20 protein-coding genes are annotated in these 22,829 nt (G+C 41.4%); 5 read left to right on the top strand and 15 right to left on the bottom strand.

From position 1 onward, the window contains the following. Positions 1 to 140: 140 nt before the first annotated feature. Both CSV73_RS13220 and CSV73_RS13215 read right to left on the bottom strand, forming a co-directional pair. The gene (locus tag CSV73_RS13220) at positions 141 to 818 is read right to left on the bottom strand and encodes an ABC transporter ATP-binding protein (protein ID WP_085132398.1); all 678 of its coding nucleotides are present in this window, start codon (positions 816 to 818) and stop codon (positions 141 to 143) included. A 1-nt stretch (position 819) separates the two neighbouring features. Next, positions 820 to 1,851 (bottom strand): ABC transporter permease, encoded by a 1,032-nt coding sequence (locus CSV73_RS13215; RefSeq protein WP_085132397.1) that lies wholly within the window; start codon positions 1,849 to 1,851, stop codon positions 820 to 822. A 158-nt stretch (positions 1,852 to 2,009) separates the two neighbouring features. Between CSV73_RS13215 and CSV73_RS13210 the strand changes: the two genes are divergently transcribed. Further along, complete coding sequence (locus CSV73_RS13210; RefSeq protein WP_085132396.1) at positions 2,010 to 2,960, top strand: ABC transporter ATP-binding protein; 951 nt, start codon at positions 2,010 to 2,012, stop codon at positions 2,958 to 2,960. Next, positions 2,953 to 4,470: an ABC transporter permease/substrate-binding protein gene (locus tag CSV73_RS13205; protein WP_099627834.1), complete on the top strand. Its 1,518-nt coding sequence runs from the start codon at positions 2,953 to 2,955 to the stop codon at positions 4,468 to 4,470. The genes CSV73_RS13210 and CSV73_RS13205 overlap by 8 nt, the downstream gene beginning before the upstream one ends. A 239-nt stretch (positions 4,471 to 4,709) precedes the next feature. Here CSV73_RS13205 and CSV73_RS13200 read toward each other — a convergent pair whose 3' ends face one another. Beyond that, positions 4,710 to 5,939 carry an acyl-CoA dehydrogenase family protein gene (locus CSV73_RS13200; protein WP_233202902.1) on the bottom strand — a complete coding sequence of 410 codons (1,230 nt, stop codon included), beginning with the start codon at positions 5,937 to 5,939 and terminating at the stop codon, positions 4,710 to 4,712. Between the two features lie 415 nt (positions 5,940 to 6,354). Here CSV73_RS13200 and CSV73_RS13195 point away from each other — a divergent pair, with 415 nt between their 5' ends. Further along, positions 6,355 to 6,957: a hypothetical protein gene (locus CSV73_RS13195; protein WP_099627833.1), complete on the top strand. Its 603-nt coding sequence runs from the start codon at positions 6,355 to 6,357 to the stop codon at positions 6,955 to 6,957. A gap of 51 nt (positions 6,958 to 7,008) precedes the next feature. Here the strand turns inward: CSV73_RS13195 and CSV73_RS13190 are convergent, their stop codons facing one another. Next, positions 7,009 to 7,446 (bottom strand): GatB/YqeY domain-containing protein, encoded by a 438-nt coding sequence (locus CSV73_RS13190; protein WP_085132393.1) that lies wholly within the window; start codon positions 7,444 to 7,446, stop codon positions 7,009 to 7,011. Between the two features lie 271 nt (positions 7,447 to 7,717). On the opposite strand from CSV73_RS13190, the gene CSV73_RS13185 reads away from it, so the two are divergent. Further along, on the top strand, positions 7,718 to 9,910 hold the full coding sequence (locus CSV73_RS13185) for a DNA topoisomerase III (RefSeq protein ID WP_099627832.1): 2,193 nt from the start codon (positions 7,718 to 7,720) through the stop codon (positions 9,908 to 9,910). A gap of 393 nt (positions 9,911 to 10,303) precedes the next feature. Here CSV73_RS13185 and proS read toward each other — a convergent pair whose 3' ends face one another. The 4 genes from proS to CSV73_RS13165 form a co-directional block, all read right to left on the bottom strand. After that, the gene (gene proS, locus CSV73_RS13180; protein ID WP_085132391.1) at positions 10,304 to 11,740 is read right to left on the bottom strand and encodes a proline--tRNA ligase; all 1,437 of its coding nucleotides are present in this window, start codon (positions 11,738 to 11,740) and stop codon (positions 10,304 to 10,306) included. A 159-nt stretch (positions 11,741 to 11,899) separates the two neighbouring features. Then, positions 11,900 to 13,189: a cation:dicarboxylate symporter family transporter gene (locus CSV73_RS13175; protein ID WP_085132390.1), complete on the bottom strand. Its 1,290-nt coding sequence runs from the start codon at positions 13,187 to 13,189 to the stop codon at positions 11,900 to 11,902. 98 nt (positions 13,190 to 13,287) lie between these two features. Further along, on the bottom strand, positions 13,288 to 14,163 hold the full coding sequence (locus tag CSV73_RS13170) for a response regulator (protein ID WP_085132389.1): 876 nt from the start codon (positions 14,161 to 14,163) through the stop codon (positions 13,288 to 13,290). Next, the gene (locus CSV73_RS13165; protein ID WP_099627831.1) at positions 14,160 to 15,434 is read right to left on the bottom strand and encodes a sensor histidine kinase; all 1,275 of its coding nucleotides are present in this window, start codon (positions 15,432 to 15,434) and stop codon (positions 14,160 to 14,162) included. The genes CSV73_RS13170 and CSV73_RS13165 overlap by 4 nt, the downstream gene beginning before the upstream one ends. Positions 15,435 to 15,575: 141 nt before the next feature. Between CSV73_RS13165 and CSV73_RS13160 the strand changes: the two genes are divergently transcribed. Beyond that, positions 15,576 to 16,226, top strand: coding sequence for an SDR family oxidoreductase (locus CSV73_RS13160; RefSeq protein WP_099627830.1), 651 nt, complete (start codon positions 15,576 to 15,578; stop codon positions 16,224 to 16,226). A gap of 211 nt (positions 16,227 to 16,437) precedes the next feature. Here CSV73_RS13160 and CSV73_RS13155 read toward each other — a convergent pair whose 3' ends face one another. From CSV73_RS13155 to phnM, 7 genes are all read right to left on the bottom strand, one after another. Next, a complete protein-coding gene (locus CSV73_RS13155) occupies positions 16,438 to 17,286 on the bottom strand; it encodes an ABC transporter permease subunit (RefSeq protein ID WP_099627829.1) in 849 nt (282 codons plus the stop codon). Continuing rightward, positions 17,286 to 18,074, bottom strand: a complete 789-nt coding sequence (locus CSV73_RS13150) for a PhnE/PtxC family ABC transporter permease (RefSeq protein WP_085132385.1) — start codon at positions 18,072 to 18,074, stop codon at positions 17,286 to 17,288. Before CSV73_RS13150 ends, CSV73_RS13155 begins: the two co-directional genes overlap by 1 nt. Before the next feature lie 13 nt (positions 18,075 to 18,087). Next, positions 18,088 to 18,870, bottom strand: a complete 783-nt coding sequence (gene phnC, locus CSV73_RS13145; RefSeq protein WP_085132384.1) for a phosphonate ABC transporter ATP-binding protein — start codon at positions 18,868 to 18,870, stop codon at positions 18,088 to 18,090. Between the two features lie 77 nt (positions 18,871 to 18,947). Next, positions 18,948 to 19,991: a PhnD/SsuA/transferrin family substrate-binding protein gene (locus CSV73_RS13140; RefSeq protein ID WP_099627828.1), complete on the bottom strand. Its 1,044-nt coding sequence runs from the start codon at positions 19,989 to 19,991 to the stop codon at positions 18,948 to 18,950. 113 nt (positions 19,992 to 20,104) lie between these two features. After that, on the bottom strand, positions 20,105 to 20,902 hold the full coding sequence (locus tag CSV73_RS13135; RefSeq protein WP_099627837.1) for a PHP domain-containing protein: 798 nt from the start codon (positions 20,900 to 20,902) through the stop codon (positions 20,105 to 20,107). Next, positions 20,892 to 21,617, bottom strand: coding sequence for a phosphonate C-P lyase system protein PhnL (locus CSV73_RS13130; protein WP_099627827.1), 726 nt, complete (start codon positions 21,615 to 21,617; stop codon positions 20,892 to 20,894). Before CSV73_RS13130 ends, CSV73_RS13135 begins: the two co-directional genes overlap by 11 nt. Before the next feature lie 26 nt (positions 21,618 to 21,643). Next, positions 21,644 to 22,825: a phosphonate metabolism protein PhnM gene (gene phnM, locus CSV73_RS13125; RefSeq protein ID WP_099627826.1), complete on the bottom strand. Its 1,182-nt coding sequence runs from the start codon at positions 22,823 to 22,825 to the stop codon at positions 21,644 to 21,646. Positions 22,826 to 22,829: the final 4 nt, after the last annotated feature.

The following is a 22,829-nucleotide window of genomic DNA, read 5'->3' as shown; positions in this document are numbered from 1 at the left end:
GCCGACTCCTGAGGGATCAGCGTGCGTCTTGAGACCCTGGACGTAGCAAAGCGAAGGAAGCGGCTCAAGCCACGCCCCTCGGAAAGCGTGCCTTTCGGAGTGCAGGGAAACGCGGTGAGATAGTTATGTCTCAGTCTCGCTTATTCTACTATATAACCATCCCGCATCGTAATAACCCGATCAACATATGGTAGCATCTCTTCATCATGCGTCACCATCAATGTCGTTAAGTTTAATGTACGTGTTAGTTCTTGCAATAATTCCATCACACCTTTTGAGCGTTTCGTATCAAGACTTGCAGTTGGTTCATCCGCAAACAAGATTTTGGGACGATGGATGATCGCACGAGCAATCGCCACACGTTGACGCTCTCCTCCTGATAAGGAAGAAGGATAAGCATCTTTGCGGTGCTGCATTTCAACTAACTCTAACATCTCATCTATTGCTTTGGCCTGTTCTTTTTTACTCATTTTCGTTTCTGATACGTCAAGCATCAACTGCAGTTGCTCTTCCACCGTCAAAAAAGGAACTAAGTGGGACGATTGAAAAACAAATCCGAAGTCTGTTGCACGAACGTGGCGAACCTCTTCCTGACTCATCTTCGTCATGTCTTTCCCTTCAAATAAAATCTCGCCGCCAGATGCTCTTTGCAAACCTGCTGCAATCGTTAAGATAGTTGATTTTCCAGAGCCGGAAGGGCCAATCAACGCGGTGATTTCCCCTTCCTTCAACGATAAATCCACACCTTTTAATATCTCTTCTTCAATTTCTCCATTGGAAAACGTCTTTTTCACTTTATCAATTGTAAAGGCAGACATATTACATCTCTCCTTGTTGAATCGCTTGAAGCGGTTCAATATTTTTCACTTGGATTCCTGAAATGGTAGCACCGATAAAACCGACTACCATAAATACTGCTGATAGCATCAATACGGTGTCCATCGTTAAGTGGAACGGCATGCCTTCAGGGGCAATTAAACTAAATGCTTGGCTGAGCGCAATGGACAATACGAGTGAAATAGCGGTAATGACTAGCATCTGATACCAAATCATCTTGAATAACGAAATCGTCTTCATACCAATCGCTTTCAATATGCCGTACAATCCGATCTTCTGAACATTCATCATATAGAAGAAAATTGCAAACAGCATACCACTGATTATGACTAGGAACCAGACGATCATATTCAATGACATCTGCTCTGCACTGTAACTTGGAATTGCATTTAAAAACTCTTTATTTGAAAATGAATCTAATGCGCTTAGTGTTGGTGCATCTTTACCTGGGATGAAAATTGTCTGCATTTCCATCACTCGATAGATTTCCTGATAGTTCGTCATCCCGATGAAAGCAACGGGTGCGTGACTGTACTTTTGTTGATCAACAAACCCTTTAACAACGAACTCTCCACTGAATTGATTATTCGTTAAGACGTCACCAACTTGAATTCCATCTTCTTTTAAAGAACTATCCAGAACAATTTCTCCATCTTTGACGTTTTCAAATAGCTCGGAATCAGTAGAAGCAACAAATGCCACACTGTGCTGCTTATCTTTTGCGTCATTGACGAATCCCATCTGAACCGAAAATGCAGTTGCATCGGGACGGTCAATGAGTATTTGCTTTTGAACTTCTTCATCTATTTTTGAAAGATTGTAGGTCTCGTCTGCATCTTTACTTAAATAAAATTGTCCTTCCGGTAAATCTTTTATCAGCGCTGCATTATCCTGTGATAATCCGTTTGCCAGTCCTGAAATAATAAACGTCAAGAAGCTGACGAGGAATATAATGGACCCGAGAATTAGAAACTTAGTTTTACTCTTCTTCATTTCTTTCCATGCGATTTTCATATTAACGCCTCCGTTTTTATTCTTTATACTCATATATTATCTTACGAAGATGAACGGAGAATGAACGGTATATTACAATGCGTTATTCTTTTTAAAGGGATATAACTTCCTATTTTTCTGACACTATGTGAAAATCATAATAAAAAGGGAGGGATTCGATGATTCGTTTTGAAGATGTTTCAAAGAGTTATGATATGTCACGCTTAGTCGTGGAATCAGTGAATTTAGAAATTCAGCGCGGGGAGTTTCTTGTACTAGTGGGACCAAGTGGTTGCGGGAAGACCACTACGCTTAAGATGATCAACCGACTGATTCCACTTACAAAAGGTACGATTTGGCTCGATGGCAAGCGAATCAGTGATTATCCAATCCATGAGCTTCGTTGGCAAATCGGCTATGTATTACAACAAATCGCCTTGTTTCCGCATATGACAATCGAAGAAAACATTGCAATTGTCCCTGAACTGGTAGGGTGGAAAAAGAAAGATATCCGCGCACGTATAACGGAACTACTTGAAATGGTGGGATTAGATCCCGAAGTGTACCGAAAGCGTAAACCGAATGAATTGTCAGGCGGTCAGCAACAGCGAGTAGGCGTTGTACGCGCATTGGCGGCAGACCCAGATATTCTATTAATGGATGAACCATTCAGCGCACTGGATCCAATTAGTCGCTTGAAACTTCAGGATGATCTGCTGGACTTACAGCATAGAATTCAAAAGACTATTGTATTTGTTACGCATGATCTACAGGAAGCATTTAAATTAGGCGATCGTGTCTGTATCATGAATGAAGGTAAAATTGAGCAAGTTGCAACACCGCAAGAAATTCTCACCAAACCTGCATCACCGTTCGTGCGTGAATTTACAGCATCAGCTGCGGCCCGCACATTTTCCATTGCGGATCATATAGAAGAAATCCCGACAGATTTATCACTGTCTTTTGCAATTCCCATTGATTCTGAATGGGGACCACTCTTGCAGTTCTTAGCTTCTGAAGATCAAGTTGCGATTAAACAAAATGGACAAGTTATTGGTATGGTTACCCGAAAAGGAATTCTACATTTCCTAGCGGAGCAGTCACTGAAAGGAGGAATATCTAATGAATAGTTTTCTAGATGTTCTTCAAAATCGGCGTGGTCAATTACTAGAAGCCCTGATCGAACATATTCAAATTTCATTAATCTCCTTATTAATTGCCGTGTTGATTGCTGTTCCACTTGGCATCTATTTGACAAATCGGCGAAAAATGGCGGAATCTGTCATTGGCGCAAGTGCTGTATTGCAGACAATCCCTTCTCTTGCGCTGCTCGGTCTATTGATTCCCTTATTCGGTATAGGAAAAGTACCTGCAATTATAGCGTTAGTCGTCTATGCGTTGTTGCCTATCTTGCGCAATACATATACGGGCATTAAAGAAGTCGACCCTTCACTTAAAGAAGCAGCGACTGCCATGGGAATGAATACCCGAAAAAGGCTGATGAAAGTCGAATTACCGCTAGCAATGCCGATTATCATGGCAGGTATTCGTACTTCCATGGTACTAATCGTCGGAACCGCAACATTAGCTGCTTTGATTGGCGCGGGTGGCTTAGGTGAATTGATCTTACTTGGAATCGATCGTAATAATCCATCATTAATCGTGCTAGGCGCTATCCCTGCAGCATTACTTGCACTATTCTTCGATTTCCTACTAAAGACATTCGAAGGTCTTTCGTTCAGGAAAGCGATTACCGCATTTGTAACTTTCGTTATTGTAGCGGTCTTGATGATTGCGGCTCCATTCATAGGCGGTAACTCCAAACAAGAAATAGTCATTGGTGCCAAGCTTGGCGCAGAACCCGAAATTCTTATTAACATGTACAAACTATTAATTGAAGACCAAACTGATCTCTCTGTGGAATTAAAACCAGGTCTCGGTAAAACGTCATTCGTCTTCAATGCACTGAAATCAGGAAGCATCGATTTGTACCCTGAGTTTACAGGTACGGCTATATCCGAGTTCTTGAAAGATAAAGCTGTCAGCAACGACCGTGACGAAGTGTATGAGCAAGCTCGAAAAGGATTAGATGAACAATTTAATATGACATTCCTGACACCGATGTCTTTCAATAATACGTATACGCTCGCCGTTTCCAAAGCATTCCAAGAAGAGTACGGACTCAAAACAATTTCTGATCTAGCCGCAGTTGAACGGGCCGTAAAAGCGGGCTTCACTCTCGAATTTAATGACCGGGAAGATGGATACCTCGGCATTCAAAAGCTTTATGACATTACGTTCCCTTCCATCCAAACGATGGAACCGAAGCTGCGCTATCAAGCTATAGAGACTGGCGAAATCAACTTGATGGACGCCTATTCGACTGATAGCGAGCTACGCGAATATGATTTGTCAGTTCTCAAAGACGACAAAGAACTGTTCCCTCCGTATCAAGGCGCACCATTGCTTCGCAAAGAGACGTTGAAGAAGTATCCCGAACTTGAGGATGCGTTAAATAGCCTTGCTGGAATCGTAACGGACGAGGAGATGCGTGAAATGAATTATCAAGTGAACGCGGAAGGTGCTAACGCGAAAAAAGTAGCAGAGGCATTTTTGAGAGAACAAGGGTTGTTGGAGTAGCGCTTACAGTGTGATCGTTGTACGTATTGAGCGGTTACATGGCAGGTATGAGCGCTTGTGCACGCTGATAGGGTGCTTGGACACTCTCTTAGAGCAGTTAACCGAACACGTAGAGCGCTTATACGGATTAATGAGCAAAATCGCACAATACTCGCCTACGCACGACGATATTTATCTATAAAAACCACAAACAGTCACCCGCAGATATACTCTGCCGGTGACTGTTTAATTGTATTCAATTAATCCATCCAAGATACTTCTATCATGGTACGGCCAATCCACTCACGCAACACTTCGTTTGTCGGCCCCATAATAGCACCAGCACGCCCGTCACGGACAAACTTCTCTACCTGACCCGTCATATAACCACGGCCACCTGACACTTGCAACGCTGAATTGGTAACATCAATCACCATATCTGCTGCATGCGTCTTCAGCTGCCATAATGGATATAAACACTCCGATAATTCCTTACCTTCTTTATTACAACGGTCCATCGCTTCTGTTGTACGATACAACATACTACGTGCGCTATCGACTTTAATTTGCGCCTTCGCCAACTCATGACGAATTACTTGATAATCTGTAACGGATGAACCTGTATCTGCGTGTACCCTGCGTTTAGCGCCATCTGTTGCCATATTCAAAGCACCTTGTGCAATACCAACCCAGCAAGCTGCTGAACCTAATAAGAATAGAGGATCGATCGTGTTATCATTGAAATAGCCCATACCGCCTTCGCCACCAATACGGTTTTCAAGAGCAACTTGCACCTCTTTAAAGTTCATCGGACCACTTGCATTGCCGCGTAGCCCCATTGCATCAAACGGAAATGCTTCGACACCCTGCTGATCATTTTCTACCAACAAGAACATCAAATTATCGGGATCATCTGTTTCAGGTGATGTCGTTGCAACTAAATAAAAGTCTGCTTCTCCACCACTTGTGACGAATGACTTTTCTGCATCCAACAAATAACCGTTTGCTTTTCGTATCGCTTTACTACCGATATTCCAGAAGTGCCCTCCTGTCGCTCTTTCGCTAAACGCTAGGCCACCGATTTGCCCGTCACGCAGGCGTGGCAATAAACGTTGACGCTGTTCTTCTGTTCCCGCTTCATAGATCGTATGCGCTGTTGTCATATGCATAACCCAGCACATCGTCGTAGACGGGCAATAATGCGCAAAGCTTTCGGAAAGAACTGCGAATGCTGTGAATCCGTCTTTCAGACCACCCGCTTCAACTGGGATGGTAACAGCCGAATAACCAGACTTCGCCACTTCACGTAAACTTTCGCGCGGATACATTTTCTCTTGATCAGAAATAAGTGCACGCGGTAGCAGTTCTTTCTTGCCTAACGCATGTGCAGCTTTTTGTAATTCTTCATGCCCTTCTGGACAAGTCCACCATTCGGGAATTTGCATAATTCCTTCTTGTTGTTTTTCTTTTTCCATTACAGCATTTTTCATCAAAATTACCACTCCATTTTATCATTTGCCTACCTTTTTATTAACAAGCAAGTAGACAGTTATCTTTCAACTTTATCATTCTTTATGAAATAGTAAAGATTAATATGAAAATTAAATACTATATTTAATTTTCATTTAATAAATATACCTACTGAATTCATTCAACTCTTCAATATAACTTGTCACTTCCACTTCATATACATGTATTGATATCAAAGAATGTACGACAGTATATAAGCTGTGACAGTCCTATCAATTTCTTTGTATGGGTACGATTTATTTATTATTTCTAGTTAACTATTACTTATTTATCACAAATCGACATATTTCTTGTAAAATACACAAAAACACTCGAACATTTCAGACAATACTGTAAAATGTTATAATAAAATGTAAAGATAAGGAGGCATATACGATGAAAAAATGGATGAGTATAGCGCTCTTAAGCTGTATATTATTTCTCAGCGCTTGTGCAGCAACTGATACGAATAAATTGACGATGCCTGAACTTACGGATCGTGAAAAACAAATACTTGAAACAGCTGCCAATATCGCATTTGTCTTTGATTATACAGCTGATCAAAACTATAAAAAGGTAACTCTTTGGGTAGAAAAGTACAAAAAAGGTAAGAAGGTTGCAGAACCGATCAGCGAGTTATCCACTCCGCTGCCTGGAGAATCAACGAAAGGTAGCATCGTTTTGACGGTAACACAAACACTCGAAGAAGAATTATTATTTTCCGCAAGCATAAGCGACGCTAAAGGCTCGGCAAGTGTTCGCAATCAAGAAGAACTAAAGAGTATGAACGACATGGCCACTCTATTTACTACCAATCCACAAGAAGGTTTACTTCTATCAGATAACATGTTGTTGGCTGGTATCATCTATACATCTACGACAGAAGGATCACCGACTAGTACGCTATCTAACGATTTTTATGAACAAAAAGAAGGCTCCTTGGACGAATTAAAAGAATACGACGTGGTTTACGTATTACGGGCTTCATTTGAAAAATAAAAGAACTGGATGACAAGTACACGACTTGTCGTCCAGTTCCTTATTAATAGTTCAATTCTGCAAATACTCTTTCACCGCCTGCGAAACAGTCTTTCCTTCCGCACGACCAGCAACTTCCTTCATTACAACGCCGATTGTCTGACCCATTGATGCGTCTTGCGGAATGCCCAATGAAGCAATCAATTCTTTTACTTCTTCCACATTCATTTGCTTCGGCAAGTAAGATTCGACAATCGCAATCTTCGCTTTTTCTGCTTCCACGATGTCTTCACGATTGGCTTTTTGACCTTCATCGAGCGATTGTTTTGTTTGCTTAAGCTCACGCTGAACGATTTTGATTTCTTCTTCTTTCGTCAGTTCGCGCTTTAATTCAATCGATTCATTTTGTAGACCTGCACGCAATAAATTAATGACGCCTTTTTTCATCGTGTCTTTTTCCTTCATTGCTGTCCTTATATCCGCCATTAAACGATCTTTTAATTCTGACATTGAAATCCCTCGTTTCTATAGTGTTACTCATAGTATACAAAAAAATCATACGTTCAGTCTTGTATTTTCACTCCATCTGGAATTCTGTTCTTTGCTTAGGAGGCATCTTGTTAATACAATGAACTCACAGAAAGTATGCATCCGCCTTAATTGACGAAACTTCCGGTCTGGTTTACACTTTTTAGTAAGTAACTCCTTCATATAGCATAAGGTCTTTAACCTTATCTGTTTGAGGAGTTTTTCGACATGTATATAAAAAGGAGTTCATTATATGAAAAAAAGTGTAGTACTGGCGGAGAAACCTTCCGTGGCACGGGATATTGCCCGTGTACTTAACTGCAATAAAAAAGGTAATGGCTATTTAGAAGGCGATAAATATATCGTGACGTGGGCGCTCGGACACTTGGTGACGCTCGCCGATCCAGAGAATTACGATACGAAATTCAAGACGTGGAAACTAGATGATCTACCGATGATGCCTGAGGATTTGAAACTTACGGTCATCAAACAAACGAGCAAACAATACAATGCCGTAAAAGCGCAGTTGCTCCGCACGGACGTTGCAGATATCATTATCGGTACAGATGCTGGACGTGAAGGAGAATTAGTTGCTCGTTGGATTATCGAAAAAGCGAAGGTTAAGAAGCCGATCAAACGTCTGTGGATTTCCTCCGTAACAGACAAAGCAATTAAAGATGGTTTCGCCCAGTTAAAACCGGGCAAGGCTTACGAAAATTTATTTGAAGCAGCAGTCGCACGTTCAGAAGCCGATTGGTATATCGGTCTTAATGCCACGCGTGCACTGACAACCAAGTTTAACGCACAACTTAACTGTGGACGTGTGCAGACACCTGTCGTTGCAATCATTGCACAGCGTGAAGAAGAGATTAACACCTTCCGCCCTAAAACATTTTACGGCATCGAAGCACAGTCTGACTCGAACTTAAAACTGACGTGGCAGGATGCAAAAACAGGTGATACTCGTTCATTCGACCGTGACAAACTATCTGCTATCGTCAAAAAGTCCGATGGAAAGCAAGCTGTAATTGAAAATATCGAGAAGAAAGCGAAAAAGACATTCTCACCAGGTCTTTACGATTTGACTGAATTACAGCGTGACGCCAACAAAATGTTCGGCTACTCAGCAAAAGATACACTCAACATCATGCAGAAATTATATGAACAACATAAAATACTTACCTATCCACGCACCGATTCCCGTTTCCTTTCAAGCGATCTCGTTGCCACACTTCCTGAGCGTTTGAAAACAGTCGGCATAGGAGAATATCGTTCACTTGCGAATAAAATACTAAAGAAACCGATTAAGACGAGTAAGTCTTTTGTTGACGACAGCAAAGTATCCGATCACCACGCCATCATTCCGACAGAAGAAATCGTATTACTCGACAAATTGTCCGATCGTGAGCGGAAAATATATGATCTAGTCGTCAAGCGATTCTTAGCTGTTCTGTTCCCAGCACATGAATACGAACAATTAACGGTTCATGCAAAAATAGCAGACGAACGTTTCACAGCGCGCGGAAAAACGATTTTGGCTGCTGGTTGGAAAGAAGTGTATAACAACCAATTTGACGAAGAAGAAACTGAACAGGACACGAAAGAACAATTGTTACCTAAGCTCGTAGCAGGCGATCAGTTAGACATCAAACTCATCAAAGAAACATCTGGACAAACGAAGCCCCCTGCCCGATTCAATGAAGCCACACTATTATCTGCCATGGAAAACCCAACGAAATATATGGGCACACAGGATAAGAAATTGGCAGATACATTGAAATCCACAGGTGGACTCGGGACGGTCGCAACACGTGCTGATATTATCGACAAACTCTTCAACTCCTTCCTAATTGAAAAGCGTGGGAAAGACATCCATGTCACGAACAAAGGAAAACAGTTGCTTGAATTAGTACCGGATGAATTGAAATCTCCTTTGCTGACAGCTGAATGGGAATTGAAACTAGAGAAGATAGCCAAAGGTCAGCTGAAAAAAGAAGATTTCATTAATGAAATGAAAGGCTATACAAAAGAAATTGTTTCAGAGATTAAAGCGAGCGAAGCGAAGTTCAAGCATGATAATATTTCTACGAAAACATGTCCGGACTGCGGTAAGCCGATGCTTGAAGTAAATGGCAAGCATGGCAAGATGCTCGTTTGTCAGGATCGTGAGTGTGGTCACCGTAAAAACGTCTCCCGTGTCACGAACGCACGCTGTCCACAATGTAAGAAGAAGATGGAGCTTCGCGGCGAAGGCGACGGGCAAATCTTTACGTGTAAGTGTGGTTATCGAGAAAAGCTTTCTACGTTCAAATCGCGGCGTGAGAAAGATTCAAAAGGTAAAGTCAACAAGCGCGATGTGCAGAAGTATTTGAAGAAGAACAATGATGATGAACCTGTTAACAATCCATTTGCGGATGCATTGAAAGGGTTAAAGCTAGACGACTAATATCAGAAAAAAAAAGCTGGCTATTGTGTTGAGGGGGATTGAGTCCAAAGATGTGCTCCTAACACTTCGCTTTAACTCGCAAAAGCCCCCCTACGCGCCAATCCCTTACAATATGAGTGATTGATACTTTTGGTTGTGCATTAAAGTAAACGCTGTAATAGCTTTTGAATTTCAGTACTTGAATCTAAATAAGTTAAGGCAAAACAATAATTCCCATACTACCTACAGTGAGTGATCTAAGTACCCGCACTATCAATGTAGGATGGAAGCGTCTGCCAGCTGGAGCTTCCATCCCATCACACGCACAAACTCACTCTCTACAGCATGTCAACTAAACATCACCCAAAAAAGCTGTCCCACGAAAACTTCGTGGGACAGCTTTTGATTTCTCTATTAGTAAGCTCTTGCAAACCAAACTGTATGCTTCGATTCATTTCCACAGTTAATACAAGTAGATTTCTCTGCTGGTGGGTTGAACGGAATATTACGTGTCGTAAACTTCGATTCATCTTTGACATGCTCTTCACATGTGTCATCGCCGCACCAGCCTGCAAGGATCCAGCCCGGAGTTACTCCGTTAGTCGCGCTATCTTCAATATGCTTCTTCAACTCATCCAGCGTGTCGATGTTTGTATGAGAATTTTCGTCACGGAACGTACGAGCATTTTCAAGCAATCGCTTCTGCATCGTCTGTAGTTCTTGCTCGATGCTCGCCACAGCTTCAGCTAGATCCACTGCCACTTTCTCGCCGCCATCACGCGCTTTCATCAATGCTTGATTGTTTTCAAGATCACGTGGCCCAAGTTCTAGACGTACTGGAACACCTTTTAATTCATACTCATTGAACTTGTAACCTGGAGACTGATCAGAATCATCCAAACGGACACGAATGCCTTTAGATTTCAATTCAGCGTAGATTTCGTCCAATTTCTCCATGATCGCTGGGTTCTTCTTCCAAGGACCAACTGGGATTAGCACGACTTGTGTCGGTGCAACGCGCGGAGGCAATACAAGACCTTGCTCGTCACCATGTACCATGATAACCGAACCGATCAAGCGTGTTGATGTTCCCCAAGATGTTGTATGCACGAACTGATGCTTATTTTCTTTTGTTAAGTATTTGATATCAAATGCTTCCGCAAACTTCGTCCCAAGGTAATGTGAAGTTCCGGCTTGTACTGCTTTACCATCTTTCATCATAGCTTCAATCGAGAATGTATCAATAGCACCCGCAAAACGCTCAGATGGTGTTTTCTGACCGTCATATACAGGAATCGCTAGTAGATCTTCTACAACTTCTTTGTAGATTTCCAACATTTGCATCGTTTCATGGCGCGCTTCTTCTTCATCTACGTGTGCAGTATGTCCTTCTTGCCACAAAAATTCTGACGTACGAATGAATGGTAGCGTCTTTTTCTCCCAGCGGAATACGTTTGCCCACTGGTTGATCAGTACAGGAAGGTCACGATAGCTCTTGATCCAGTCGGAATATAAATGGCCAATCATCGTTTCAGATGTCGGACGTAACGCTAAACGTTCTTCCAATTTCTCGCCAGCTGCTTCTGTTACCCATGGCAGTTCTGGAGAAAATCCTTCAATATGATCTTTTTCTTTTTCGAAAAACGACTCCGGAATTAGCATTGGAAAATATGCGTTACGGTGACCCGTTTCTTTAAAACGACGATTCATTTCATCTTGAATATGCTCCCAGATTTCATAGCCGTCCGGTTTAAACGCGATACATCCGCGCACTGGTGTATAATCCATCAAATCCGCTTTCTGGATTGTGTCGATATACCATTTCGTAAAATCATTTTGCTGATTGCTCATTACTTCATTTCCTCCTTAGTAAAAACCGCACTCTTGTTATTCCATACTGCTAATCATATAACAAATCAAGCATTCCTACAATTGAATGCCGTCACAATGCCTGCTCGACGTCATAAACTCCACAAAAAAACTGTCCTCACTCACGAGGACAGCCTTTCATTAAACTAATTTCTCTTCTGCAAAGACAAATTGTGGTTCGCGTTCTACTTTCTCAGGTTCCTCACCAAAGCGACCTTCCCACTTCGACAGTACTACCGTTGCAAGTGCGTTTCCGACTACGTTAACTACTGTACGTGCCATATCTAGCAAACGGTCGATACCTGCGATGAATGCTAATCCTTCAAGTGGAATACCCACTGTTCCAAGCGTTGCAAGTAACACGACGAAAGATACACCAGGTACGCCCGCAATTCCTTTAGACGTAATCATCAGCACTAATACTAATGTAATTTGTTCCGTAATACTCAGCTGAATTCCATACATTTGCGCAATAAACATTGCCGCCAGTGCCTGATAAAGTGTAGATCCATCTAGGTTAAACGAATAGCCAGTTGGTACTACGAAAGATACGATATCTTTTGGACAACCGAACTTTTGCATTTTCTCCATTACTTTCGGTAACACGGTTTCCGAACTGGAAGTAGAAAACGCCAGAATTAATTCGTCCTTCAAAATCTTCATGAAGTGGAAGATGTTCACGCCGACCATCTTCGCGATTCCGCCTAACACGACGACGATGAAGAATATCATCGTAGCATATACGAGAACCATTAATTTACCCATCGGAATGAGTGATTCCAAACCGAATTTGGACACCGTTACACCAATTAACGCGAATACACCAAACGGTGCGAATTTCATAATCATATTCGTTACCCAGAACATCGCGTCCGCGACCCCTTGGAAAACATCCAGTACCGGTTTGCCGCGCTCTCCGATTGCCGCTACACCTAATCCAAATAATACAGAGAAGAAAATGATTGGCAACATATCACCATTTGCCATCGAGTCTACGATATTACTTGGTACAATGCTGACCAATACATCCATAAAGCCGCCATTCTGCACTTCTTCTGTTGTTTGAACATATTGCGAAATGTCACCTTTTTCAAGAGAAGACATATCAATGCCCTCACCCGGTTTGAAAATATTAGCTGACATAAGACCAACAACAATCGCAATCGTTGTAACAATTTCAAAATATAAAAGCGTTTTACCGCCAAGCTTTCCTAATTTCTTAATATCACCTGTACCCGCTACTCCAATTACTAACGTTGAAATAATAATAGGTACAACAATCATTTTAATCATATTGATAAACATCGTGCCGATTGGCTGCAAATACTTTTCTACGCTAGGATTACCGTAGAAGATTGCACCGACTGCAATACCTAAAACCAATCCAATCAATATTTGGTAAGCCAAAGACAATTTAAATATCTTTTTCATCGATAATCCCCCTTTGACGTTCTCTGAAAACGCTTTCTTTCAGTAACTTATTCATATCTTACGGGGATCCTACAAAATTCTACAATATCCTACAAAAACTATTTTCGTTCTTCCACTGTCTCCATATATAAAACATGCAGAAACTTTTTACTGTTCACTTTGATAGGCTTAATATCGTAAATTTCTTCTTGAATCTGTTTCATTCGCAGACTAATCTCTTGGAAATCAAAAAAACGCGGTGCATAGTATTCAAATTCATCTATTGTATAATCCACTGCCCCAAGTGATGCTAAATGTTCTATTGCGGTCAGGATCGCCCGACGAATTCTTTGCTCCATTGCCTTGCTCTCTTTGGGAATATCTTGGTCAGGTACACCTAGTTTAGTTAAGGTGTCTTCATATAGTCCTTTTAAAGGCGGTAGCTGAATAGCTCGTCGTTCGGTTAATACTTCCATAATGGCTACGATGTCGCGGCTCGCACTGTCACTGAAGATTCCCATATCGTGTAGCTTCTTTAGGACAATATCTTTTACCGGTTGTTGCACTTTTGGCTGCTCAACGGAAGCGAATTGCGCCAATGATTCCCGAATCGTTAGTAAGGAATTTTTCAGGCGTAGCTGTTCCGATGTACGTCGGACTATACTTTGCACTTCTATTTGATTGATCGGCTTATGTATGAAGAACTCTACACCGACTTGATAAGCTTCTCCAACCATTTCTTTATTGACCACTTGGCTCAACATAATGAATTGTCCACTGTAGCCTTCTGTCTTCAACTGTTGAATGGTTTCAATTCCGTCCAATTCAGGCATTAATAAATCAATCAGTACAACGTCTGGAGCCAAGGATAAGATTTGAGGGATAGCTTTTACTCCACTATCCGCCTCTCCAATTACCATTCCTTCTTGCTCGGTCAGGATGTTTTTCAGCATCACGCGGCTTGCTTTGTCATCATCTACAATAAAATACCTCATGCTTCTATCTCCTTCATGATGGATTCCATAGGGATTTTCACGGTTACGTTCAGTCCTTTATCCAGACGTTCTACATCAATAGTACCTTGCATCGCATCAATAATTGCGGAAACATGCGATAACCCGATACCTGTTGCTGCCGTTCCTTGATCCGTAAATTTCGTTGTATAACCCGGTTCAAAAATCACGTCTTCATGTTCAATAGGAATTCCTTTTCCTGTATCATGTACACTAAAATGCACCCATTCCTTATCACTGTCAATTGTAATGAATATACGGCCTTTTCTTTCAATCGCTTCTACGGCATTCGCTGTCAAATTGTTCAACACGGCAAGTAAAGGTACGTGCTGACCCGTTTGAAAATCCTCATTAATTGTAGTTTCTAATATGCATTCCTTACCAATCATTTCACTGTACTTTTCATTTGCAGTGACGACCATGTCGAGTAAATCAGATAAGTAAAACACTTCTATCTGCTGCCGTGTTGTCCACTTTGACAATCCAGCTAAAATACGCTGAGAATCCTTTTTCACTTCGTGGATTTCCTGCGCGATGTGTAATGCCTGGGTGCTAAGCTCCCGTTGATTCTGTTTTTTGAGCTTGCGGTACAGATCATGACTTGACGCGGTGATTTGTTCTATATGATTCATGGATTTTTGCAAATACAATGCTTCCGCATATAGTTCTGAGCCTACCCCGAGCATCTCTTCTACACGCTGCTTCTCTTTCGACAATGCCACAGAACTATATAACCCCACTGTGAAAAAACTACGCAATAACGCGACCCCTACTAGTACTCCCCATTCTTGACTATTAAGCAGTGAACTATGCAACCACCAGTTACGCAATGCGTGCTCAGACGTATTGCTAACGACTTCAAATAAGAAAGCTAACGCTCCCAGTCGAAGTGGGAAAGACTTATACTTTTCAAGCCCTACAACATGCCAACCTATCGCTACGATAAAGTAAAATAAAAACACTGGCATATGCAGTAGTAAACTATCAGACAAAGCAGCGCCAAACCATAGCTCTTTCATTACGCGAAATACGACTACAGTAACTGCTGTAACGAACCCTGTACGCAAAACTGAAACAGGCGGATAGATGAGAATCAGTAAAAAGAATACAATACCACCAAGCGCAAAACGGAACATTTCTCCGTCAAACGGCATCACTTTCAATTCACCGGTAAGAGCTGTCATGATTGCAATAAATACAATTCTGGCCGCTTCCGATTGATAGAATTGACGCCACATTAATTTGATATTCATAAGTTCTACTCCTAATAAAATAAGTAATCGTACACGTATTATAGCAACCTGAATACCAATGTACAGTTTTGTAATGGAATAGGACGGGTATAGTAAGAAGGTACATTTATTATATTTATATATCGAAAGGATGAAAATACAGTGAAAGTATTAGTTGTAGGTGCAAACGGTCAAATCGGAAAGCAGCTAGTATCATTGATTCAAGATAGCGATATGCTTGAAGCAAAGGCAATGATCCGTAAGCAGGAACAAGCGGAACACTTTGAGAAGATCGGGGCTGAAACCGTACTTGTAGATCTTGAAGGCGAAGTAAACGACATCGTAAAGGCAGCAGATGATGTAGATGCCATCGTCTTCACAGCAGGCTCCGGCCCCAAAACAGGTCCAGATAAAACTATGATGATTGACCTCGATGGCGCTATCAAAACTATACAAGCTGCAGAAAAAGCCAATGTTAAACGCTTCATCATGATTAGTTCATACGACACTACACGTAAAGCAATCCAGGAAGCGTCGGAATCATTTGCTCCTTACGTTGTGGCAAAACACTACGCAGATGAATGGTTACGCTCGACTAATCTAGACTATACAATGATTCATCCAGGTGCTTTAACAAATGACAAAGGAACAGGTAAAGTTGAAGCCGCGACTACTGTTGAACCAAAGGAAGTACCACGGGATGATATAGCGGAAGTTATCTTCGCTTGTTTAGAAAACGACTCAACAATCGGCAAAGAGTTCCAAGTAATTGGTGGCGCTACATCGATTAAAGAAGCCATTAATGCATTATAAAAGCAAAAGCCTGTCCGGTATCGACCGTTCAGGTTTTTCTGATTACTTAGCAACTTGTACTAGCAGAATTCTTCCAAAAAACAAAGCAATATAATGGATAATTTAGATACCAACTTTAATCACGGAATAAAGAAACACTGAAGGCCAACTCCCCTTGAGTTGGCCTTCAGTGTACATACTATTCTCCCATTTACAAGGAGAAGTAGAGAACTCAATTTTTCATACTTGCAGGAAAATAGCGGTTTTTCAGCAATGTGGAGATGATCTCCAATACTATCGCTAGTACTAGGATCATATATGTAATCATTCCTACTTCACGCAAATCAAAGTAGAAGCTCGAAGCCATAAACAGCTCGAAACCGATACCTCCAGCTCCAGCTGCCGCTCCCATTGCAACTGCTACCGCAAAGTTAATTTCAAACCGCAGAAAAGTCCAGGACATAAGATATGTAAATGTCGAAGGGAGTATGGCATGTACTACAATATGCCACCAACCCGCACCCGTAGCTCTTAACGCCTCGATAATTCCTTTGTCCACTTCCTCAAACGCTTCAGAATAAGCTTTTACTAAATACGCAATAGAATGAAACAGCATGCCAAGCACTGCCGCTTCACTTCCTAATCCAGCTGCAATGGCAAAGATTAATACCCATAAAACCGTTGGGACGGCACGGATAAAGGCCAAAAAAACACGAACAATTTTAGTGATCCATTCATTGGTCAAATTAGTTGCTGCAGTCAGTGCTAGAAAAAACGAAAGAATGGCTCCCAGAATCGTTGATAAAAAGGCGAGTCCAAGCGTGATACTCACTTGATAGAAGGCTTCTCCCCAACCGAAATGACTGAGGGCCGGTTCTAAAAACATAACCCGTAAATTATAGGCTGTTTCTTGGATAGCTTGTTGGATGTCGAGCCCTGTATAATCAAAGAATAGGAAGGCTATGATAGTCAATACAGTTAGAAGGAGTATAGTCAACTGCATTACAAGCTGTACTTGATTGCCCGACTTTATACTAATCCGACCATCACTCCGCCGCTTGATATGTGTTGTCGCTTGCATTACAGAATCACCTTCCGTACATGGTTTGATAGTAGTTCAATGAGGATGACAGCCACGACGATACTGACAGTTACTAATGCCACTCCATGATAATTGAGTGTTTTATAATACAAGTCAAATGTGTAGCCGATCCCTGTCCCTGTCAAGATTCCTACCAACGTAGCATTGCGTATATTCGTTTCAATCATAAACAGTATCCAACTAATCATTTGCGGCAAGCACTCAGGAATGACCGCTTTCATAATAATTTGGATATATGTTGCGCCTGTTGCTTGTAACGCTTCTACCGCACTTTGGCTCGACTCATCAATGACCTCAATGAACGCCCGAGTTAGAAAACCGACGGAACCAACGAATAAAGCGAGATACCCTGTCAAAGAGTTCTGCCCAAACGATAGAAGTAAAATCAATGCCCAGGCTACTACGGGGATGTTCCTTGAAAGCGATGCTATAAACCTTGCCAGAATGCCAAGTCCCTTGCTCGTCCCCACCGATTTTGAGCCCATCACTCCCAAGAAAAGTGATAGAATAGTAGCTGTTGTTGTTGCCGCAATAGACATGAGGATAGTTTCAAGTAATTTGTCTAGAATGGTTGGCATACGTTCAAGTGATTCATCAGTGATCACCAAGTTGGAAAATATCCATATAAAAGCTTCTGGTAACGTCGCAAGTCCATGTAAAATATTAAAGTCTGTGATCACGGATGACAGATATGTTAATAATGTTAGAAGAAGGACCACTACGATCATCTGTTGGTTTTTCTTGTATCGCATTCTATTTTCATTCACAATAGTTAGCTCCTCATACCGTTGCTAGTTTTCTTACTACTGGCACAGGCTTTGTCTTAGTACCGTAAATGACATCCGTTCGTTCCATAGTCAATCGATGACTCATCTCATCAAAGACTACTTGTCCTTGCCTGAGCCCTATAATACGATCTGAATAATCGCGTGCCACTTCAACTTGATGCAGATTCACGATACATGAAATACCAAGTTCCACGGTGATGGACTTCAAATGATCCATGATGATTTTAGAAGCATTCGGATCAAGAGAAGCGATAGGCTCATCGCATAAAACAATTTTAGGTTCTTGGATCAATGCACGTGCAATGCCAACTCGCTGTTGCTGTCCCCCACTTAGTTGATCACAGCGCTTATAGGCGTGATCAGCAATCCCCAGTTTTTCTAACAAATAAAATGCTCGCTCTTTTTCTTCCTCTGTAAATCTGCCCATAACTCCTTGTAGTGTCGTTTTATACCCAAATCGACCATGTAGAACGTTTTCAATGACAGATAATCTGGGCACCAAATTATAATGCTGAAACACCATACCGATATCCGTTCGCAACTTTCGCAATTCCTTTTTGTTCAACGTCCCTACATCTGCTCCATCAAAGACGACTGCGCCTTCATCAATGTCAACCATTCGATTGATGCATCGAAGCAAGGTAGACTTTCCCGCGCCTGAAGGACCGATGATTGAAATGAATTCACCAGCTTCCACTTCAAAGTTTACATTTTGCAAGACTTTCGTTTGATTGTTATATGATTTCCCAAGTTGTTCTACTGTTAATAAAGACATATCTTCTCGCTCCTCTTTTATTCGAATATATATACAATCAAAGCGTACAATTCTATGCACGCTTTGATTAGACTTACCTATTCATTAAAAAGATTTCGGACCGGGTTAAACCAAGCGTCTTCAACTGGCTCAAAACGCTCTTCTTCTGTTTTATAGAATAAGCCTGCTGCATTAGAATCTTTCGGGACGAAGATTTCTTCGTTATTGGCAAATTCATCTGAAGTGAATAGTTTTTGTAATTTATCAAAGTCTTCTTGACCAAGAACATTCGTATTCGCAACAAATGGAGCGTTTAGTACAGGTGTTACTTCCATTAGGGTGAATTCCTTACCGACTACACGATTAAATGGCTCAGCGGCATCTTTTTTTACTTTATATACTGATCCCACTTCATTCTCTTCACCTTCTACCACGTCTACATAGGATTCGACACACGTATCACAAAAAGCCGCCACGTCTGAACTGTCATTCAATACATTCACCGCTGAACCTTGATGGGAATTACCAAATAAGACTTGTGAAAATAGAGGGCCACCCTCCATTAGATCTTCGGAATTCAAGTTTCCATACTTCTTACTTTCAGCAAAATGCTCAATTATCGTTGAGGAAGGAATTACAAACCCTGAAGTTGAGCTATTTGAAACAAATGAAATGCTTTTCTCCGCTAATGTATCTAAAGAAAATTCACCGTTTACTTTAAAATTTTCTTGATCCTCTATGTCTACTGCAAGCCAACTATAATATAAGGCATCGTCCAATGTACCAGACGGGCCAGTGGAAACGACTAACGGCTTATTCGCTTCATTTCCTTTATTCGCTTGGACATACCCTTGCGCACCCATGTAGGCAAGATCCGCGTTATTATTCACCATAGTTTCAATTGCAATTGCATAATCAGTCGTCAATTTGTGCTCTACCGATTTCCCGGTTGTTTCCTCGACAGCTTTTCCAATTTCATCTCGTGCAGTTTTCATGTCATTTCCCGATTCATTCGGATACCAGACGATACTGATAACGTCATCCACTTCTTTTTTTTCCGCCCCTGCTTGGCCACTTGAACATGCAGACATTAGTAAGGTGACTGACGCAAGTATTGCAAAGACCGAATTCAATTTCTTCATCAAGTTCACTCCTCTTCAACTGGTTACTCCACTTTATTGAAACACAGAAAGATAACGCAAGGTGCGTATTTACAGGATCTTTATAGACTCTTTACACCATTTTTATCTGCCCCTTAAAAATTGGAAGGACTCACAATATCGCCCACTTCAATTTCTTTCCCAAATGCACCGTGAAAATCTGAGCCGCCTGTCATTAACAGATGATACTGTTCGGCTAGTTCTTCAACTCGTCTACGATCTTCGGCTGTATGATCAAAGTGATGGCGTTCAATACCGTCAAGTCCAGCCTCCACCAATTCAGGGATCAAATCATATGAATCCAGCTGACCTGGATGCGCAACTACAGCCAATCCGCTGTCAGCTTTAATGGCTTCCACGGCATCATACACATCGATGTATTCTATATCACCTGAAGCGATACCCTGTCCTTTAAATAACTCTTTATATAATTGTTGATAGGCAACGGAAGTAAACGGATCTTCCGTCAGCTCTTTCATAATATGTTGTTTGTAAATTGTTCCGGAAGATTTCGCTGTTTCAAGAATTCTGTCCTTGTCAAGCAAATAATCGGCCTTTATGATTTGTTCTATTTGCCAAAGCGAGTGAGCATGCCTTCTTTCTAGTAAAGGTTGGCAAATCGATTGGATATGTACTGCATCGGAATCATAGTTGTAACCAAGCACATGTACCTTCCGTTGCCGCTGGAAATCATAAGCTGATATTTCAACTCCGGGTAGTGCCATGATGCCAAATTCCTTACTTGCAGTTCGGATTTCTTCCCATCCGGCTACGGTGTCATGATCGACAAAACTAATATGTGTTAAGCCAGCCTGTACAGCCTTTTGAAAAACAGTAGAAACAGAATCCGAGCCATCTGAATAGTGACTATGAACATGTAAATCAGCTTTCAGAACCAACACCCACCTTATTTTCTAGCACGAGTTTTTTCGCCTTCATGTCGAACACTTTGTCACATAACCCTTCCATGAACTCTATATCATGGAAAATCCCTACAAGCGTTGTCCCATTATTCTTTAGTTTTTCTATCATTTCACGAACTCTTACTTTTGATTGCTGATCTAAACTAGCAGTCGGCTCATCAAGCAATAATAGCCTAGGTTTTTTCACCGTAGCCATGGCAATGTTCAAGCGTAATTTCTCGCCGCCCGAGAAGGTATTTGGATAACTGTCCCATAGTTTGGGATCCAGTTCGAAATGAGCTAACGTTTTTTCAGATTCAACATTGGCTGTTATTTCAGATTCCCCCATTTCCAGCAACGCATTGGTCACTAACTGTCGGCAAGTTGTCCTTGGCATAACATTTAAAAATTGAGATACATAACCTATTTCGTATTTACGCAAGTACAGCATTTGTCGATCGCTCACTTGTGACAAGTCCACAAGTCCAAAGCTCTGTGAGTCGTATAGGATCTCACCTTCATCGGGTAAATACGTACGGTAAATACTTTTTAAGATCGTTGATTTCCCACTCCCACTTTTTCCCACAATACCAATGAACTCACCAGCTTCTAAGGAAAAATGAATATTCTCTGTAGCTGACATGGTTTTATCTAAATGATGAATAGTGAAACGTTTGCCGAATCCAGCGATTTTCAGTATGGACATCACGATGATGCTCCTCTCCAATTACATTAGTTTGTGCGGTAATTTGTTTTCGTAATTAGCTTTCCGTTTACCATTGTCGTCGTCAACATCGGATAACCGTCATCCATTCTCTCAATGACTAGCAGGTCGGCTTTCTTCCCAATTTTAATGGATCCCAATTCATCATCTATTCGAACTGCTTTCGCCGGATTCAATGTAACCATCAAGAACATTTTGTGCAGATCGTTGCCATATTGCTCATGCAATGCAAAGACCGCATGCAAGAGACCCGCTGGATAATAGTCACTGCATAAAATATCTACACAACCGTGACGAATTGCTTCTGTTGCAGATAAATTGCCAGAATGTGAACCACCGAGTAAAACATTGGGAGCACCCGCAATCGTATGCAAGCCAAGTTCTTTCGCTTTCTTCGCAACTTCTAACGTAATCGGAAATTCGCTAATGGTCGTACCAAAGGTTTTCACTAATTCGAGTTTTTGAGTATTGTCATCATCATGAGAGGCAATGGCAATACCTTTCTTCGCAGCAATCTCTGCTATTCCCTTAATGTTTTCAGTCGTTAGAGACTCTGTTGTTTGTCTTTCCGCGATCAGCACATTGATGTCTGAATCCGATAGATCGCGGTATCCTTTTAATGTTTCACGGTACACTTCTAAATTACGATATTGCCCTTGTCCCGGCGTATGATCCATAAAAGAGAGCAAATGTACTTTGTCATCTTCTATATTCTGCACAAGACTCGCCACACCATCCATATTGTCAATCTCAAATCGTGCATGTAAACGATGACGGATCAAGTGCAAATTCCTATGTGTGGAATGGATGGCATCGATCATACGCTGGATATTCTTTGGATGGTGCATCGTTTTCTTTGTAAAGACGTCTTCCCCATAAAAGGACAGGGAGTGAAACATAGTCGTAATCCCGTGACTGATCAAAATTTTTTCAGCCTCTCGCAAACTTAAATCGAAATCCATCATGCAAGAAGGTCTTGGCGATGCAATGGTTTCAATATAATCAGAATGAATGTCAATAAACCCCGGAGAAATAAATCCGCCGCCGGCATCTATCCGGTTAGCTTCAGGAAATTTCATAACGTCTTCCTGGGGGATGATATCTTGAATGAATTCTCCTTCTACAACAACCGCAAAACCTTCAAGTATTTCATTTTCCGTTATGATATTCCCATTGTGGATTACATACATATCA

It is taken from the genome of Sporosarcina sp. P1 (genome assembly GCF_002743155.1).
GTDB lineage: Bacteria > Bacillota > Bacilli > Bacillales_A > Planococcaceae > Sporosarcina > Sporosarcina ureae_B.
This window is presented reverse-complemented; position numbering and strand designations above follow the sequence as displayed.

Excerpts from the sequence above, each read along its gene's own strand:
- CSV73_RS13220 (WP_085132398.1), bottom strand. The coding sequence starts at position 818 with ATGTCTGCCTTTACAATTGATAAAGTGAAAAAGACGTTTTCCAATGGA.
- CSV73_RS13215 (WP_085132397.1), bottom strand. The coding sequence starts at position 1,851 with ATGAAAATCGCATGGAAAGAAATGAAGAAGAGTAAAACTAAGTTTCTA.
- CSV73_RS13210 (WP_085132396.1), top strand. The coding sequence starts at position 2,010 with ATGATTCGTTTTGAAGATGTTTCAAAGAGTTATGATATGTCACGCTTA.
- CSV73_RS13205 (WP_099627834.1), top strand. The coding sequence starts at position 2,953 with ATGAATAGTTTTCTAGATGTTCTTCAAAATCGGCGTGGTCAATTACTA.
- CSV73_RS13200 (WP_233202902.1), bottom strand. The coding sequence starts at position 5,939 with ATGAAAAATGCTGTAATGGAAAAAGAAAAACAACAAGAAGGAATTATG.
- CSV73_RS13195 (WP_099627833.1), top strand. The coding sequence starts at position 6,355 with ATGAAAAAATGGATGAGTATAGCGCTCTTAAGCTGTATATTATTTCTC.
- CSV73_RS13190 (WP_085132393.1), bottom strand. The coding sequence starts at position 7,446 with ATGTCAGAATTAAAAGATCGTTTAATGGCGGATATAAGGACAGCAATG.
- CSV73_RS13185 (WP_099627832.1), top strand. The coding sequence starts at position 7,718 with ATGAAAAAAAGTGTAGTACTGGCGGAGAAACCTTCCGTGGCACGGGAT.
- proS (WP_085132391.1), bottom strand. The coding sequence starts at position 11,740 with ATGAGCAATCAGCAAAATGATTTTACGAAATGGTATATCGACACAATC.
- CSV73_RS13175 (WP_085132390.1), bottom strand. The coding sequence starts at position 13,189 with ATGAAAAAGATATTTAAATTGTCTTTGGCTTACCAAATATTGATTGGA.
- CSV73_RS13170 (WP_085132389.1), bottom strand. The coding sequence starts at position 14,163 with ATGAGGTATTTTATTGTAGATGATGACAAAGCAAGCCGCGTGATGCTG.
- CSV73_RS13165 (WP_099627831.1), bottom strand. The coding sequence starts at position 15,434 with ATGAATATCAAATTAATGTGGCGTCAATTCTATCAATCGGAAGCGGCC.
- CSV73_RS13155 (WP_099627829.1), bottom strand. The coding sequence starts at position 17,286 with ATGCAAGCGACAACACATATCAAGCGGCGGAGTGATGGTCGGATTAGT.
- phnC (WP_085132384.1), bottom strand. The coding sequence starts at position 18,870 with ATGTCTTTATTAACAGTAGAACAACTTGGGAAATCATATAACAATCAA.
- CSV73_RS13140 (WP_099627828.1), bottom strand. The coding sequence starts at position 19,991 with ATGAAGAAATTGAATTCGGTCTTTGCAATACTTGCGTCAGTCACCTTA.
- CSV73_RS13130 (WP_099627827.1), bottom strand. The coding sequence starts at position 21,617 with ATGTCCATACTGAAAATCGCTGGATTCGGCAAACGTTTCACTATTCAT.
- phnM (WP_099627826.1), bottom strand. The coding sequence starts at position 22,825 with ATGTATGTAATCCACAATGGGAATATCATAACGGAAAATGAAATACTT.